The sequence below is a fragment of the Pseudomonas sp. MHK4 genome (assembly GCF_054600775.1).
Map to the genome: position 1 here is coordinate 23,359 of NZ_BAAIAK010000009.1, position 14,237 is coordinate 37,595.

Genomic DNA, 14,237 nt, shown 5'->3' on the forward strand with positions numbered 1-14,237 from the left:
GTAGTTTTGTGTCGATCACAAATCCCTTGTGGGAGCTAGCCTGCTGGCGATGGCGTCCGTGAGGGCGCCGCCAACTACAGCTTGATCAACACAGACTTCAACTCGGTGTAATGCTCGATCGCCGCATACCCCATCTCGCGCCCGACCCCCGACATCTTGTAGCCACCAAAGGGCAACGCCGGATCCAGGGCGCTGTGGCAGTTGACCCACACTGAGCCGGACTTGATCCGCGGAATCATCCGGTGCACCGCCGCCAGGTCATTGGACCAGATGCTCGCGCCCAGTCCATAAGGGCTGTCATTGGCCATGCGCAGCGCATCGGCTTCGTCGTCGAAGGGAATCGCCACCAGCACCGGGCCAAAGATTTCTTCCTGCACCAGCGAGTGCTTCTGATCGACGTCGACGATCACCGTCGGCTTGACGAAAAAGCCCGGGCCGAACTGTTCGCCACCGCAGGCGATGGTCGCGCCGCTTTCGCGGCCCTTTTCGATGTAGCCGTAGACACGCTCCTGCTGACGCGCCGAGATCAACGGGCCCATGTCGACGCTCGGGTCCAGGCCATTGCCGAGTTTCATGGCGTTGGCGATGCCGGCGATGTCCGCCACCACGTTGTCGAAATGCTTGCGCTGCACATACAGGCGCGAACCTGCGCAGCAGACTTGGCCCTGGTTGAAGAAAATCGCGCTGGCGGCACCGGCAGCGGCGGTTTTCAGGTCGGCATCAGCCATGACGATGGTCGGCGATTTGCCGCCCAGTTCCAGGGTCACCCGGGTCATGGAATCCATGGCGATCTTGCCGATCTGCTTGCCCACGGCGGTCGAGCCGGTGAAGGTCAGCTTGTCCACCAGCGGGTTGTGGGTCAGGGCGGAGCCTGCGGTGATGCCGGTGCCGGTGACCACGTTGAACACGCCCTCGGGGTAACCCGCTTCCAGCACGAGTTCGGCGAGTTTCAGCGCGGTGAGCGGGGTTTCGTCGGCAGGTTTGAGCACCACGGTGCAGCCGGTGGCCAGGGCCGGGCCGAGTTTCCAGCAGGCCAGCAGCAGCGGGAAGTTCCAGGCGACGATGGCGCCGACCACGCCCACCGCTTCGCGGCGGATGAAACTGTGGAACTGGTCGTGGGGCATCAGCGGCGCCGACACGTCGACCGTGGAGCCTTCGATCTTGGTCGCCCATCCGGCCATGTAGCGCAGGAAATCGATGGCCAGCTGCACGTCCATCACCTGCGCCACTGCCGCGCTCTTGCCGTTGTTCAGGCATTCCAGTTGCGCCAGCAGCTCGGCATCGCGCTGCATCAGGTCAGCCAGTTTCCACAACAGGTTCTGCCGCTCCCGTGGGCGGGTGCGGGTCCAGGCCGAATCATCGAATGCCTGGCGGGCGGCGAGGACCGCGCGGTCGACATCTTCCGGCGTGGCGCGAGGGACCACGCACAGCACTTCGCCGGTGGCCGGGTTGTGCAGGGGCATGGTCTGGCCATCGGCGGCCTCGACCCAGTCACCACCGATGAGCATGCGCGGGGCGCGCTGGATGAAGGCCGAAGTGGCGGGAAGCAGGTTGGGAAGCGACATGATGAAACCTCGTCTTGTTCGTGTGGCGAGGTCTTTCGCAATGGCTGTGCCAGTTGTGGTTTTTTGCAACAAGAGCCTGATTTGACGGGTTTGGCAGCTGTTTCCCGGATCGCCATGACGTCGACAAACGTCGCAGATTGCGACTGCGTGAGACACCAGAAACACCACGCCCCGTAGGAGCTGGCTTGCCAGCGAAGAGGCCCTTGAGATCACCTTTCATTTTCAGGCCGCCTTCGCTGGCAAGCCAGCTCCTACAGAGGGCTATGCTTGTCTCAGAGTGAAACAGTTGTCGCGAATTTAAACGTGTAACGCGGATGACGCCCCTGGAAAAACCCTGTTCTTTACCAACAAGTAATTGATTTAGCTGGATATTCACAGACTGGCACGCTCCGTGTATTGCTCATCGCAGACGTTTCTCCTGCCCCCGTCAGCGGCTCACCGCCGGCGGCAGAAACCCAAAAAACGATAAGCCACAAAAATAAGAAAGCACCGTGCGAGGTTCGACGTTGATGAAGAGAAAACTCCGATCAGGCCTGAGTGCCAGCCTGCTGGCCGTAGCGGCTTGCATAGCGCTGCATTCGCCTCACAGCCTGGCAGCCCGCGACGCCCAGACCATCCTCAAGGAAACCTGCCAGGGTTGTCACACTCCCGAAGCCGATAACGCCCTGAGCCGCATCAGTCATCAGCGCAAGACGCCGGAAGGCTGGCTGATGAGCATCGCGCGGATGCAGACCATGCACGGTCTGCAGATCAGCGATGAAGACCGCCGCACGCTGGTCAAGTACCTGGCCGACACCCAGGGCCTGGCGCCGAGCGAGACCGACGGCGTGCGTTATGCCATGGAGCGCCGGCTCAACACCGTCGAGCAGTTCGACGACCAGACCAGCCAGATGTGCGGCCGCTGCCACTCCGGTGCGCGGGTGGCCCTGCAACGCCGTCCCGCCCAGGAATGGGAGCGCCTGGTGAACTTCCACCTTGGCCAGTGGCCGTCGCTGGAATACCAGGCGATGTCCCGCGACCGCGACTGGTTCGACCTGGCCCGTAAAGAGATGGTGCCGCTGCTGGCCAAGCGCTATCCGCTGGACAACCCGGCCTGGAAAAAATGGCTGGGCAGCGCGCCGAAAAGCGAGGCACTGGTGGGTGACTGGAGCTTCAGCGGTCACTTGCCGGGTAAAGGCGAACTGGCCGGTGTGATGAGCGTATCCGCCGACGGCAGCGACACCTTCAAGGTCAGCGTCAAGGGCCAATACGCCGATGGCACGCCGTTCAACGGTGATGGCAGCGCGATTCTCTACACCGGCTACGAATGGCGCGGCAACGTCACCATCGACGGCGTGACCATGCGCCAGGTGTTCGCCGCCCAGGGCAATGCGATGCAGGGCCGGATGTTCGAGGCCGAGCATGATGAGCGTGGCCTGGACTTCGTCGCCGCCAAGCAGGACTCCCAACGATTGCTGGCAGTGCAACCGGGTTATGTGAAGGCCGGCAGCGAAACCGAAGTCACCCTGATCGGCAGCGGCCTCACCGGCAAGCCAAATTTCGGCAAAGGCGTGGAAGTGGTCGAAGTCGTCTCGCAGAGCCCGCAGCAGATCAAGGTCAAGCTCAAGGCCGCCGCCAATGCCCAGCCAGGCCTGCGCGCGGTCAGCGTCGGTACGCTGAAAGGCCCGAGCCTGTCGGTGTACAGCAAGATCGCCGAGGTCAAGGTGGTGCCGGAGTTCTCGGTGGCGCGGATCGGCGAGGGCGGTGGTTCGACGCCGAAAGTCCAGGGTCGTTTCGATGCCGAAGCCTGGGGCAAGGGCGCCGATGGCAAGCCGTATCGCATCGGCGTGTTCCCGGCACAATGGAAGGTCGAGGCCTTCGACGACCGCGCCAAGGAAGACGAAGACGTCAAGTTCGCCGGCACCATGCACGCCGACAGCGGCGTGTTCACCCCAGGCGATGCCGGGCCGAACCCGGCGCGCAAAATGTCCACCAACAATGCCGGCAACCTCAAGGTGATCGCCGCCGTCGACGACGCAGGGAAATCCCTGACCGGAGAAGGCCACATGATCGTGACCGTGCAACGCTGGAACAATCCACCCATTCCATGAGTTGCCTGAAGGCAAAGGTTTCAGACACTTTTTCGGAATGATCGCAGGCCCCGCAACCGGGGCTTGCACAGGAGGTTTGCCATGGGCGCAATATTGAATCTGGTCGAACGCAACCTGCACGAAGTGCTGGTGGATGCCGACCGCATGCTGTTTCACATCCCCAGCAGTTCGCTGTTCGCCAGCGATGAGCTGACCGGGACCATCATCGATACCTTGCGCGGCCCGGGCTGTTCGTCGGACGACCTGATCCAGCGCCTCGCCGCGCGCTTCAACGGCGAGGAAATCACCGAGACCCTGCGCGAGTTGATGGCCCTGGAACTGGTCAGCGACGGCTCGCCGCTGACCCCGGACATCGCCGCCAAACGCGTCGAGCGCACCGCGATCAACACCGTAGTGCTCAACGTCAACACCGGCTGCAACCTGAGCTGCACCTACTGCTACAAGGAAGACCTCGACAAGCCCTCGGCCGGCAAGAAAATGGACGTCGAGACGGCGATCGCCTCGGTGGAAATGCTGTTGCGCGAATCCCCGGACGAAGAGCGGTTTACGGTTGTGTTCTTCGGCGGCGAACCGCTGAGCAATCGCAAGCTGATCGAGTACATGGTCGATTACTGTGAGAAGCGTTTTCGCGAGGCGGGCAAGTTCGTCGAGTTCGTCATGACCACCAATGCCACGCTGCTCACCGAAGACACCGTGGACTACCTCAATGCCCACCGCTTCGGGCTGTCGGTCAGCATCGACGGGCCGAAAACCGTGCACGACCGCAACCGCATCACCGTGGGCGGGCAGGGCACCTACGACGTGGTACGGCGCAAGGCCCAGATGCTGCTGTCGCGCTACAACAGCCGTCCGGTGGGCGCGCGGGTGACCCTGACCACAGGCGTCACCGACGTCGAGACCATCTGGGATCACCTGTTCAACGAGCTGGGTTTCGCCGAAGTCGGCTTCGCCCCGGTGACGTCGGGCGATATCAGCAGCTTCAACCTCACCAGCGACGAGCTGATCGAAGTCTTCGCCAGCATGAAACGCCTCGGTCGGCGTTATCTGGAAGCGGCGCTGGAGCATCGCAACATCGGTTTCTCCAACCTGCACCAACTGATCACCGACATCCACGAAGGCCACAAGAAAGCCCTGCCGTGCGGCGCAGGCCTGAAGATGCTGGCGGTCGATCACAAGGGCGAATTGAACCTGTGCCACCGCTTTACCGGTTCGAGCCTGCCGACCTTCGGCAACGTCCACAGCGGCGTGAAACAGGTGGAGTTGAACGACTTCCTCTCGCAACGCCTGGATCGCACCAACACCGGCTGCGAAGACTGCCAGATCCGCAACCTGTGCTCCGGTGGCTGCTACCACGAGAGCTACGCCCGCTACGGCGACCCGACCCACCCGACCTATCACTACTGCGAACTGATGCGTGACTGGGTCGACTTCGGCATCGAGGTCTACACCCGGATCATGGCTCACAACCCTGCGTTCATCAGCAGCTACATCACTCCGCGCAAGGCTCACTGATATGAAACATCTCAAGGCAATCAATAACAAGGCGTTGAAGCTGGATCAGGCCGCGGATGAAAACCGCATCGAAGAAGTGGTGGCCATGAGCTCGGTGGCGGGCTGCGCCTCGACCACCGACCCGGGCTGGGAGATCGATGCGTTTGGCGGTGTGTCGTCGCTGTGCCAGCCGATGGAGGCCGACCTGTATGGCTGCTCCGACCCTTGCTGGTGGCCGGCCCAGGTGCCGGACATGATGAGCACCTACCCGGACTGGAACAAGGATGCCCAGGCGTCCAACGACAACTGGCGCAACCTCGGCACTGTCTTCCCGAAAGACAAGTGATCTGACAAGAAGAAGGATTCCAGCATGCACAGCATCAAAGCCTGCGGCCTGGCCGCTTTCGCCGTCCTGAGCGCCGCTTCGCTCACGGTCATGGCCGATGAAAACACTGCGTTGCAAGACGGTCACGAATACATGTTGACCACCAATTACCCGAACAACCTGCACGTGATCGACCTGGCCACCGACACCCTGTACAAGACCTGCAAGCTGCCGGACGCCTTCGGTCCCGGCACCGTGCAATTGTCGCCGGACCGCAAGACCGCCTACGTGCTGAACAACCACTACGCGGATGTCTACGGCGTCGAGCTGGACAACTGCAAGCAGGTGTTCCACGCCAGCATCACCCAGAAGCCGGGTGAGAAGGCCAAATCGATGTTCGCCTTCACCCTCAGCCATGATGGCAAGGAATTGTTCACCATCGCCAACCCGACGTTGATGATGAACGACCGCTACGAAGTGCAGCAGCCGCGGCTCGACGTGTACAAGACCGACGCCGGCATGGATGCCAAGCCGGTGCGCAGTTTCCCGGCGCCACGCCAGCTGACCATCATGCAGAGCGGTGACGACGGCACGCTGTACGTGGCCGGGGCGGATGTCTACAAGGTCAATGTGCAGACCGGCAAGTTCGAAGTGCTGATCCCCAGCCGACACTGGAAGCGCCCCAACTACAGCGCGCCGGACGTGCTCTACGTGTGGAACCAGCAGACCTACCGGCATGATTTCTCGCTGCTCTACACCGCGGCGAAATTCAAGGACAAGAAGCAGGACCCGGCCACCGCCGAATACCTGTACGGCCTGTTCAGTGTCGACCTGAAGACCGGCAAGACCGAAACCACCGACTTCGGGCCCCTGACGGAAATCTACTTCAGCGGCATGCGCTCGCCGAAAGACCCCAACCTGATGTTCGGCGTGCTCAACCGCCTGGCCAAGTACGACATCAAGGAAAAGAAAATGCTCCAGGCGGCGACGCTCGATCACTCCTACTACTGCATTTCCTTCAACAAGGCCGGGAGCAAGATCTACCTGGCCGGGACGTTCAACGATGTGGCGATCTTCGATGCCGACAGCTTGAAACAGGTGGGCAGCATCAAGTTGCCGGGTGGGGACATGGCGATCACCACGGCGCAGATTTTTGTGCGGTAATCACTGACGCCATCGCTGGCAAGCCAGCTCTACAGGGATTTTGTGAACGACACAAAACCACTGTAGGAGCTGGCTTGCCAGCGATGAGGCCCTTAAAAACAGCGCAAAATCAGACCCCCGGCACCGGACACCCCATATCCCCCTCCTGGCACTTCAGGTAAGTCTTGAACGTCTCCACCCGCGCCCTGGTCAATTGCGTCACGCAATTGCCATGGATCAGCGGATAAACACTCCCACCCTCCACCCCGGACGCCGAAAACTTGCACTCGGCATCGCGAAACGCAATCCACGAACGCTGTGCGCCCACCAGCAGTTTCTTGCTATCGGGGTTGCCCTTCAAACGCGTGGTGATCTGCTGGTAAAGCGCATTCAACTCCTTGTCCACCGCCGCATGCTGTTGCGCGGCACATTGGTTCATCGTGGCCTGGTCGCTGGCGTTGTCACAGTCCACGGCCTGGGCCTGGGTGATTATCAGCAAAGGCGTGAGTGCCAGGAGAAAGCGTGAATACATGCAATAGGCTCGCTGTAACAGGGGGATTTACGCCAGTGTAACGATGCAAAGACGGCGATTTCGACAACTGACGCCTGCCTGATACAACTTTCGGGCTGGACATGTGGTCTTAGAGGCCTACTGTTGTTCATTACAGGAGGTGACGTATGAAACCAGTACCCAACAGTTTTGAACGCAAAATCACGCTCAAGTCGCCGCGCTCCCATGTATGGCGCGCCTTGGTCGATGCCGAGGCGTTCGGTCAGTGGTTTGGCGTTGCGCTCGAAGGCAGGCGTTTCATTGCCGGCGAGTGGACGCAGGGGCAGGTTACGTATCCCGGTTATGAACATGTGCTGTGGAACGTGCTGGTCGAGCGGGTCGAGCCGCAGCAATTGTTCTCCTTTCGCTGGCACCCCTACGCGGTGAACCCGAAGATCGACTACTCCCAGGAGCCCACCACGCTGGTCAAGTTTGAACTGCAAGATTATGAAGACGGCACCTTGCTCAAGGTGTCCGAGTCAGGTTTCGCGCACATTCCCGACATACGCCAGAAGGAGGCGTATTACATGGACAGCCGTGGCTGGGAGGAGCAATTGAACCGACTCGAGCAATTCCTCGCCGAAAACGCCAAGGCCCGGGAGCGTGCGGGTGAGTGACGGTACCCTGGATACTTGGTTATAACCTGTCCAAGGGTTTCGGCAGGGCTGCTATAGCGAATGTCTTACACGCGGAAACAACTATGTCGTCTGTTACAAATTGGATCCGCTGCGTATTCTGGCCCCATCCACTGATGCACAGGGAGTGCTCAGGATCATGGATGATCGGCCATTTGCAAGGGATGCTGACGACAGGGAGTTGTAATGGTCTTGGAAGAACCCGCTTCGGCGGGTTTTTTTATGGGCGTTAGAAAAATACGGGCTGCGTGAACACGGGTTCGCACAGCCAGTAGTTCATTGCCGGTCGAGTTTCGCCGCCGCACGCTCAGTGATTTGCGCCCGCAGTTGCAATGAAGCGGCGGCGCGGTTATGAGCTTCCTCCAGTACCCTGGCGGGCGCCGTTTCCGGGCTACCGGCCTGAAATGGCGGCGCAGGCGCATATTCCAGCTGCAATTGCACCAGCTCGGCGGTGTCCTGACCGTACAGCTCTGCGGCCAGGGTCAGGGCGAAATCGATGCCGGCGGTAATCCCGCCACCGGTCAGCAGATTGCCGTCGCGCACCACCCGGTCCTTCACCGCAATTGCTCCCAGCGGCGCCAGCAATTCGTGATACGCCCAATGGGTGGTGGCGCGTTTGCCCTTGAGCAGTCCCGCCGCACCCAGCACCAGCGCACCGGTGCAGACCGACGTCACGTACCGCGCGTTGGCAGCCTGGGCCTTGATGAACGCCAGGGTTTGCTCATCTTCCATCAACGGCCCGACACCGCTGCCACCGGGCACACAGATCACATCCAGCGCCGGGCAATCGTCGAAGGTCACGGTCGGCTTGAGCATCAGGCCGGTGCTGGCGGTGATGGGCATCAGGTCCTTCCAGATCAGATGCACCTTCACGTCCGGCAACGAGGCCAGCACGTCATAGGGGCCGGTGAGGTCGAGTTGCTGCACCTGTGGAAACAACAGAAAACCGATCTGTAAGGTCATGGTGTTTTTCTCCTGGAGTGGGTGGACGCCTTCACTGTAGGCGCCTAGGATTTGGCGTACACGCCAATAACCCCACGAATTACGCCAACATGCCGAAAACCATTCACGTGCTCGCGTTCGCCAATGTGCAGGTGCTCGATGTCACCGGGCCGTTGCAGGTGTTTGCGTCGGCCAACGACATCGCCCGCCAGCAGGGTTCGCCGCCCCCTTATGCGCCGTCGGTGATATCCAGCGGTGGCGGGGCGGTGATGTCATCGGCGGGCCTGGCGTTGCTGGCCGAGCCTTTGCCCGGGCAAGGCAGCGACACCCTGATCATCGCCGGGGGCTGGGGTGTCTATGCGGCGGCGCAGGATTCGTCGCTGGTCAGCTGGGTGCGCGAACACGCGGCGCAGTGCCGGCGGGTGGCGTCGGTGTGCACCGGGGCGTTCCTGCTGGCGGCCAGCGGCTGGCTCGATGGCCGGCGCGTGGTCACCCACTGGACCCGGTGCGAGCAATTGGCGCAGCAACACCCGCAATTGCGGGTCGAACCCAATCCGATCTTCATCAACGACGGCCCGGTCTGGACCTCCGCCGGCGTCACTGCCGGCATCGACCTGGCGCTGGCGATGGTCGAAGCCGACCTCGGTCGGACCATGGCCCTGGAGGTCGCCCGGCAACTGGTGGTGTTCCTGAAACGTCCTGGCGGACAGTCGCAATTCAGCGTGACCCTGTCTTTGCAGAAAGAAGGCAACCGCTTCGACGAACTTCATGCCTGGATCAGTGAAAACCTCAGCAAAGACCTCGGCATCCCGACCCTGGCCCTGCAGGCCGGCATGAGCGAACGCAGCTTCGTGCGCCACTACCGCGCCGACACCGGCCAGACACCGGCCCGGGCCATCGAGCTGATCCGGGTCGAAACCGCACGGCGCCTGCTCAGCGATACCGGCGTGCCGATCAAGCGTGTCGCCGTGCAATGCGGATTCGGCAGCGAAGAAACCCTGCGCCGCAGTTTCCTGAGGGCCATGGGGGTGACACCGCAGGCTTATCGCGAGCGGTTTTGCGTCAACGCTGAGCTGTAGGAGCCGGCTTGCCGGCGAAGGCGCTCTTCAGTACGCCTTCGCCGGCAAGCCGGGCTCCTACAAAAAAGCAGGTCGGCGACTCGGTTTCACGGCTGCCAAACACTCTTTTCACCACTCAATTTCCTGTCCAGAAAACACGCCGCACTGATCAACGCCAAGTGCGTCAGTGCCTGCGGGGTGTTACCCATGTGCCGCGCGTGGCTGTCGAATTCTTCGGCGTACAGCCCCAGCGGGTTGGCGTACCTGAGCAGTTGTTCGAATTCCAGATGCGCCTTTTCCACCCGGCCGGCGCGGGCCAGGCATTCGACGTACCAGAAGGAGCAGGCGGCGAAGGCGCCTTCGGTGCCAGGCAGGCCGTCGATGTGGTTGTCGTCATTGTGGTAGCGGTAGACCATGCCGTCGCGCACCAGGTTTTTCTCGATGGCGTCGAGGGTCGCGAGCCAGCGCGGGTCCTTGGCGCTGACGAAACGCACCAGCGGCATCAGCAGCATCGAGCCGTCGAGGCCGGTGCCGCCAATGTGCTGCACGAAGTGCCCGCGTTCTTCGTTCCAGAAGTTGTCCCAGATGTCCGAATAGATGGCCTGGCGTGTCTGGTCCCAACGGGCGAACGGTGCGGGCAACGAGCGTTTCGAGGCGAGACGGATCGCCCGGTCCAGGGCGACCCAGCACATCAGTCGCGAGTGCAGGAAGTGGTGCTGTTCGCCGCGCATTTCCCAGATCCCGACGTCCTCCTGCTGCCAGGTTTCGCAGACCTGGTCGACCACTTCCACAGTGTGCTTCCAGCCCTCGTGGGAAATGGCCTCGCCGTATTTGTTGACCAGGTACACCGCGTCCATCAGCTCGCCGAAGATGTCGAGCTGGACCTGGGCGTAGGCCAGGTTGCCGATGCGCACCGGCGTGGCACCGCCGTGGCCGGACAGGTGCGTGAGTTCGACTTCCGGCAATTCCTGACGGCCGTCGATGCCATAGAGGATATTGAGTTTCATCGGTTGGCCCCGGCAATCGCTGACCCGCCCGCGCAACCAGCGCATGTAGGCGTTGGCTTCTTCGGTGAAACCCAGGCGCATGAAGGCGTAGACGGTGAACGAGGCGTCGCGGATCCAGGTGTAGCGGTAGTCCCAGTTGCGTTCACCGCCGGTGACTTCCGGCAGGCCGAAGGTCGCCGCAGCGAGGATCGCGCCGTGTTTGCGCGAAGTCAGCAGCTTCATCGCCAGGGCCGAGCGGTTGACCATTTCCCGCCAGCGGCCGCGATAGTTGGACTGGCCGATCCAGTCGCGCCAGAACTTCAGCGTGCGTTCCAGGCACAGCGTGGCCGCCCCTTCCTTGAAGCGCGGGTCGTCGATGGCGCCCAACAGGAACTCGGCGGTCTGGTCCTGTTTGAGGATGAATTCGGCAACCGCGGCCTGGCCTTCGATGGACAAGACCTGATCCGCCGCCAGGCGCAGGGATGGCTGATCGGTGGCTTCGAAGATCACGTCCTGCTTATCCAGGCGGGCGAGGGTGCGGGCGCGCGCGTAGTCATGGCGCACGGCGCAGCGCAGGTGAAACGTGGCTTGGCCGCTGACCACCCGGACCCGGCGCATCAGCACGGGCAGGCTGTCTTCGGAGTCGCCGATGGGCAGCAGGTCGGTGATTTCCACCACGGCGCGATCGCTGAGCCAACGGGTTTGCAGGACGTTGGTGTCGGGCAGGTAGATTTGCTCGCGGCGCGCGTCCGGCAGGTCCGGGGACAGCTGGAAAATCCCGGCTTCGGGCGTGTCCAGCAGCGCACAGAAAATCGACGGGCTGTCGAATTCCGGCCAGCAGAAAAAATCCACGCTGCCCTTGTCGTTGACCAGCGCAGCGCTGCGCATGTCGCCGATGATGCCGTGGGCGTCGATGGGGCTTTGGCGTTCTTGGTCGGGCATTGGGAATCCGGGAGCTGAGGGCCTAAATAGCTGACTGGCTTTGGCGGGCTGGAGTTCATTTTGCGCTGACTGTTCTGGCCCTATCGCCAGCAGGCTGGCTCCCACATTGGATGGGTGTATATCAGGCCTGGGAGCCAGCCTGCTGGCGATGGGGCCTTCACATTCAACCAACAATTGGTTGCTTTCCCCTCAACCAGCGTTTATGGCAACTTGCAGGCCCTTGTCGAGACCCCACACCCATGGCAAACCCCTACCGCGAACTGTTCAAAGCCCCCGGCAGCGGCGCCTTCGTGCTGGCCGGCATGATCGCGCGCATGCCGATTTCCATGACCGGCATCGGCCTGATCACCATGCTCTCGCAGTTGCAGGGTGGATACGGTTTGGCCGGCGCCGTGGCGGCGACCTTTGCCCTGGCCACGGCGTTCTGTGCACCGCAGGTGTCGCGCCTGGTGGACCGTTTTGGTCAGCGCCGGATCTTGCCGGTGTCGGCGCTGGTCGGGGGCGGGGCGCTGTTGATGGTGCTGCTCTGCACCCGTTTGCAGGCGCCACAGTGGACGTTGTTTGTGTTCGCCGCGATCGCCGGCTGCATGCCAAGCATGTCGGCGATGGTCCGGGCGCGCTGGACCGAGTTGTATCGCGGCCAGCCGCAATTGCAAACTGCCTATGCCCTGGAATCGGTGCTGGACGAAGTCTGCTTTATTGTCGGGCCACCGTTGTCGGTGGGGTTATGTGTAGTGGCGTTCCCCGAGGCCGGACCGTTGGCGGCGTTACTGATGCTGGCGGTCGGGGTCACGGCTTTCGTGTTGCAACGCAGTACCGAGCCGCCGGTGCATCCCCATGAGCAACACCATCAAAGCTCCATCATCCGTTCCCGCGACATTCAGTGGCTGATGCTGCTGATGGTCGCCATGGGCACCATCGTCGGGGTGGTGGACGTGGTCAGCGTGGCCTTCGCCCAGCAGCAGGGCCAGCCAGCCGCGGCGAGTATCGTGTTGTCGGTGTATGCGATCGGTTCGTGCCTGGCCGGATTGGCGTTCGGCGCGTTGCGCTCGAAAGTGCCGCTGCCGCGCTTGTTTCTCTACGGCGGGGTGGCGACCGCGGTGACGACGTTGCCGTTGCTGCTGGCGGTGAACATTCTCGGTTTATCCCTGGCGGTGTTCGTCGCCGGGCTGTTCTTTGCGCCGACGTTGATTGTCGCCATGGCCCTGGTGGAGCAGATCGTGCCGCCGGCCAAACTCACCGAAGGCCTGACCTGGCTGGTCACCGGGCTAAGCATCGGCGTGGCGATCGGCGCGGCGGGGTCGGGATGGCTGGTGGATGCGTTCGGGGCGAGGAGCGGGTTCTGGCTGGCGATTGCGGCGGGGGTTGTCGTCCTCGCTTCCGCGATCCAAAGCTATCGCCACCTGAAATAAAACATTAACTGTAGGAGCGAGCTTGCTCGCGAAGGAGTGTCAGACACAGTCATGTCGCCTGACACACCTTCGCGAGCAAGCTCGCTCCTACAGTGGGGATTCATCGGCTAATTCTTTTCGGCGCTCGTTCGTTCTCTTTACAGATAACTTTCGAGGTAAGCCCGGTGACCCCGCTGACATTGCTGTGCCTGCCCTATTCCGGGGCGAGCGCCATGGTCTATAGCCGCTGGCGGCGCAAGCTGCCGGAGTGGATCACGCTGCAACCGGTGGAGCTGCCGGGGCGGGGTGCGCGCTTCGGCGAACCATTGCACACCGACATGCGCCGTCTGGCGCTGCAATTGGCGCAGGAACAAAAATCCACCCTCAAGGCGCCGTATGCCTTGTTCGGCCATAGCCTGGGCGCGCTGCTCGCCTGCGAAATGGCCCACGCCTTTCGCTCGCTTGGCTGTCCGGAACCGGTGGCCTTGTTCGCCTCGGGCACCGCCGCGCCGACCCTGCGCGAGGATTACGACCGCGGATTTGCCGAACCGAAAACCGATGCCGAGTTGATCGAGCAGTTGCGCAGCCTCAACGGCACCAGCGAAGAAGTCCTGGCCAACCAAGAGCTGATGAGCCTGACACTGCCGATCCTGCGCGCCGACTTCCAGTTGTGCGGGCGCTTCGAGCCGCTGCAACGCCCCTTGCTCAAATGCCCGGTGCATGTGCTCGGTGGCAAGGCAGACCGCGCTACCAGCGAGCAGCTGATCGGCTGGCGCAAGGAAACCCACGGCAGCTTTTCCGTGGACATGCTGGCGGGTGGGCATTTCTTCATCCATGAGCATGAAGCCAAGGTACTCAAGGTGATCAAGGATCAGCTTGAAGTTCATCATCGTCGGCACGCCATGGCTACCAGCGCTTGACCCCGCAGATCCTGTAGGAGCTGGCTTGCCAGCGATGGTCGTTAACGAGGGCGCGTGTTTGCTGGATAAACACGGCGCTTTTGAGTCCTTCGCTGGCAAGCCAGCTCCTACAAGGGGTGTCTTCCCCTGCGCATCTCCTCTCTTCTGATAGTTGTTCTCATTCGCTAATTTTTCCTGTCTGCATTCGTTTTATAGGGAC

Annotated in this window: 12 protein-coding genes; 8 read left to right on the forward strand and 4 right to left on the reverse strand. The window is 62.0% G+C overall.

The genetic code is table 11. The features are described from left to right. Window positions 1–74: 74 nt before the first annotated feature. On the reverse strand, window positions 75–1,565 hold the full coding sequence (locus tag ACYP2Q_RS21495; protein WP_459732336.1) for an aldehyde dehydrogenase family protein: 1,491 nt from the start codon (window positions 1,563–1,565) through the stop codon (window positions 75–77). Window positions 1,566–2,074: 509 nt separating this feature from the next. On the opposite strand from ACYP2Q_RS21495, the gene peaA reads away from it, so the two are divergent. The 4 genes from peaA (at window position 2,075) to peaD (ending at window position 6,635) form a co-directional block, all read left to right on the forward strand. Continuing rightward, the gene (peaA, locus tag ACYP2Q_RS21500) at window positions 2,075–3,655 is read left to right on the forward strand and encodes a quinohemoprotein amine dehydrogenase subunit alpha (RefSeq protein WP_459732337.1); all 1,581 of its coding nucleotides are present in this window, start codon (window positions 2,075–2,077) and stop codon (window positions 3,653–3,655) included. A gap of 81 nt (window positions 3,656–3,736) precedes the next feature. Beyond that, a complete protein-coding gene (gene peaB, locus ACYP2Q_RS21505) occupies window positions 3,737–5,167 on the forward strand; it encodes a quinohemoprotein amine dehydrogenase maturation protein (protein ID WP_459732338.1) in 1,431 nt (476 codons plus the stop codon). Between the two features lies 1 nt (window position 5,168). Then, window positions 5,169–5,492 carry a quinohemoprotein amine dehydrogenase subunit gamma gene (qhpC, locus tag ACYP2Q_RS21510; protein ID WP_008016081.1) on the forward strand — a complete coding sequence of 108 codons (324 nt, stop codon included), beginning with the start codon at window positions 5,169–5,171 and terminating at the stop codon, window positions 5,490–5,492. Between the two features lie 24 nt (window positions 5,493–5,516). Then, the gene (peaD, locus tag ACYP2Q_RS21515) at window positions 5,517–6,635 is read left to right on the forward strand and encodes a quinohemoprotein amine dehydrogenase subunit beta (RefSeq protein ID WP_459732339.1); all 1,119 of its coding nucleotides are present in this window, start codon (window positions 5,517–5,519) and stop codon (window positions 6,633–6,635) included. 109 nt (window positions 6,636–6,744) lie between these two features. Here the strand turns inward: peaD and ACYP2Q_RS21520 are convergent, their stop codons facing one another. Further along, window positions 6,745–7,146 carry a lysozyme inhibitor LprI family protein gene (locus ACYP2Q_RS21520; protein WP_459732340.1) on the reverse strand — a complete coding sequence of 134 codons (402 nt, stop codon included), beginning with the start codon at window positions 7,144–7,146 and terminating at the stop codon, window positions 6,745–6,747. A 146-nt stretch (window positions 7,147–7,292) separates the two neighbouring features. Here ACYP2Q_RS21520 and ACYP2Q_RS21525 point away from each other — a divergent pair, with 146 nt between their 5' ends. After that, entirely contained in the window at window positions 7,293–7,781 is a 489-nt protein-coding gene (locus tag ACYP2Q_RS21525; protein ID WP_459732341.1) for an SRPBCC family protein, read from the forward strand. Between the two features lie 294 nt (window positions 7,782–8,075). Here the strand turns inward: ACYP2Q_RS21525 and inhA are convergent, their stop codons facing one another. Further along, window positions 8,076–8,762 (reverse strand): isonitrile hydratase, encoded by a 687-nt coding sequence (gene inhA / locus ACYP2Q_RS21530; RefSeq protein WP_459732342.1) that lies wholly within the window; start codon window positions 8,760–8,762, stop codon window positions 8,076–8,078. Window positions 8,763–8,851: 89 nt separating this feature from the next. Here inhA and ACYP2Q_RS21535 point away from each other — a divergent pair, with 89 nt between their 5' ends. Continuing rightward, on the forward strand, window positions 8,852–9,820 hold the full coding sequence (locus ACYP2Q_RS21535; protein WP_459732343.1) for a GlxA family transcriptional regulator: 969 nt from the start codon (window positions 8,852–8,854) through the stop codon (window positions 9,818–9,820). An 86-nt stretch (window positions 9,821–9,906) separates the two neighbouring features. Here the strand turns inward: ACYP2Q_RS21535 and ACYP2Q_RS21540 are convergent, their stop codons facing one another. After that, window positions 9,907–11,727 carry a glycoside hydrolase family 15 protein gene (locus ACYP2Q_RS21540; RefSeq protein ID WP_459732344.1) on the reverse strand — a complete coding sequence of 607 codons (1,821 nt, stop codon included), beginning with the start codon at window positions 11,725–11,727 and terminating at the stop codon, window positions 9,907–9,909. 239 nt (window positions 11,728–11,966) lie between these two features. Between ACYP2Q_RS21540 and ACYP2Q_RS21545 the strand changes: the two genes are divergently transcribed. Together ACYP2Q_RS21545 and ACYP2Q_RS21550 are read left to right on the forward strand one after the other, a co-directional pair. Next, a complete protein-coding gene (locus ACYP2Q_RS21545) occupies window positions 11,967–13,139 on the forward strand; it encodes an MFS transporter (RefSeq protein ID WP_459732345.1) in 1,173 nt (390 codons plus the stop codon). A 164-nt stretch (window positions 13,140–13,303) separates the two neighbouring features. Beyond that, window positions 13,304–14,038: a thioesterase II family protein gene (locus ACYP2Q_RS21550; protein WP_459732346.1), complete on the forward strand. Its 735-nt coding sequence runs from the start codon at window positions 13,304–13,306 to the stop codon at window positions 14,036–14,038. The last annotated feature ends 199 nt before the right edge of the window (window positions 14,039–14,237 follow it).

Excerpts from the sequence above, each read along its gene's own strand:
- inhA (WP_459732342.1), bottom strand. The coding sequence starts at position 8,762 with ATGACCTTACAGATCGGTTTTCTGTTGTTTCCACAGGTGCAGCAACTC.
- ACYP2Q_RS21540 (WP_459732344.1), bottom strand. The coding sequence starts at position 11,727 with ATGCCCGACCAAGAACGCCAAAGCCCCATCGACGCCCACGGCATCATC.
- qhpC (WP_008016081.1), top strand. The coding sequence starts at position 5,169 with ATGAAACATCTCAAGGCAATCAATAACAAGGCGTTGAAGCTGGATCAG.
- ACYP2Q_RS21525 (WP_459732341.1), top strand. The coding sequence starts at position 7,293 with ATGAAACCAGTACCCAACAGTTTTGAACGCAAAATCACGCTCAAGTCG.
- peaB (WP_459732338.1), top strand. The coding sequence starts at position 3,737 with ATGGGCGCAATATTGAATCTGGTCGAACGCAACCTGCACGAAGTGCTG.
- peaD (WP_459732339.1), top strand. The coding sequence starts at position 5,517 with ATGCACAGCATCAAAGCCTGCGGCCTGGCCGCTTTCGCCGTCCTGAGC.
- ACYP2Q_RS21535 (WP_459732343.1), top strand. The coding sequence starts at position 8,852 with ATGCCGAAAACCATTCACGTGCTCGCGTTCGCCAATGTGCAGGTGCTC.
- peaA (WP_459732337.1), top strand. The coding sequence starts at position 2,075 with ATGAAGAGAAAACTCCGATCAGGCCTGAGTGCCAGCCTGCTGGCCGTA.
- ACYP2Q_RS21545 (WP_459732345.1), top strand. The coding sequence starts at position 11,967 with ATGGCAAACCCCTACCGCGAACTGTTCAAAGCCCCCGGCAGCGGCGCC.
- ACYP2Q_RS21495 (WP_459732336.1), bottom strand. The coding sequence starts at position 1,565 with ATGTCGCTTCCCAACCTGCTTCCCGCCACTTCGGCCTTCATCCAGCGC.
- ACYP2Q_RS21520 (WP_459732340.1), bottom strand. The coding sequence starts at position 7,146 with ATGTATTCACGCTTTCTCCTGGCACTCACGCCTTTGCTGATAATCACC.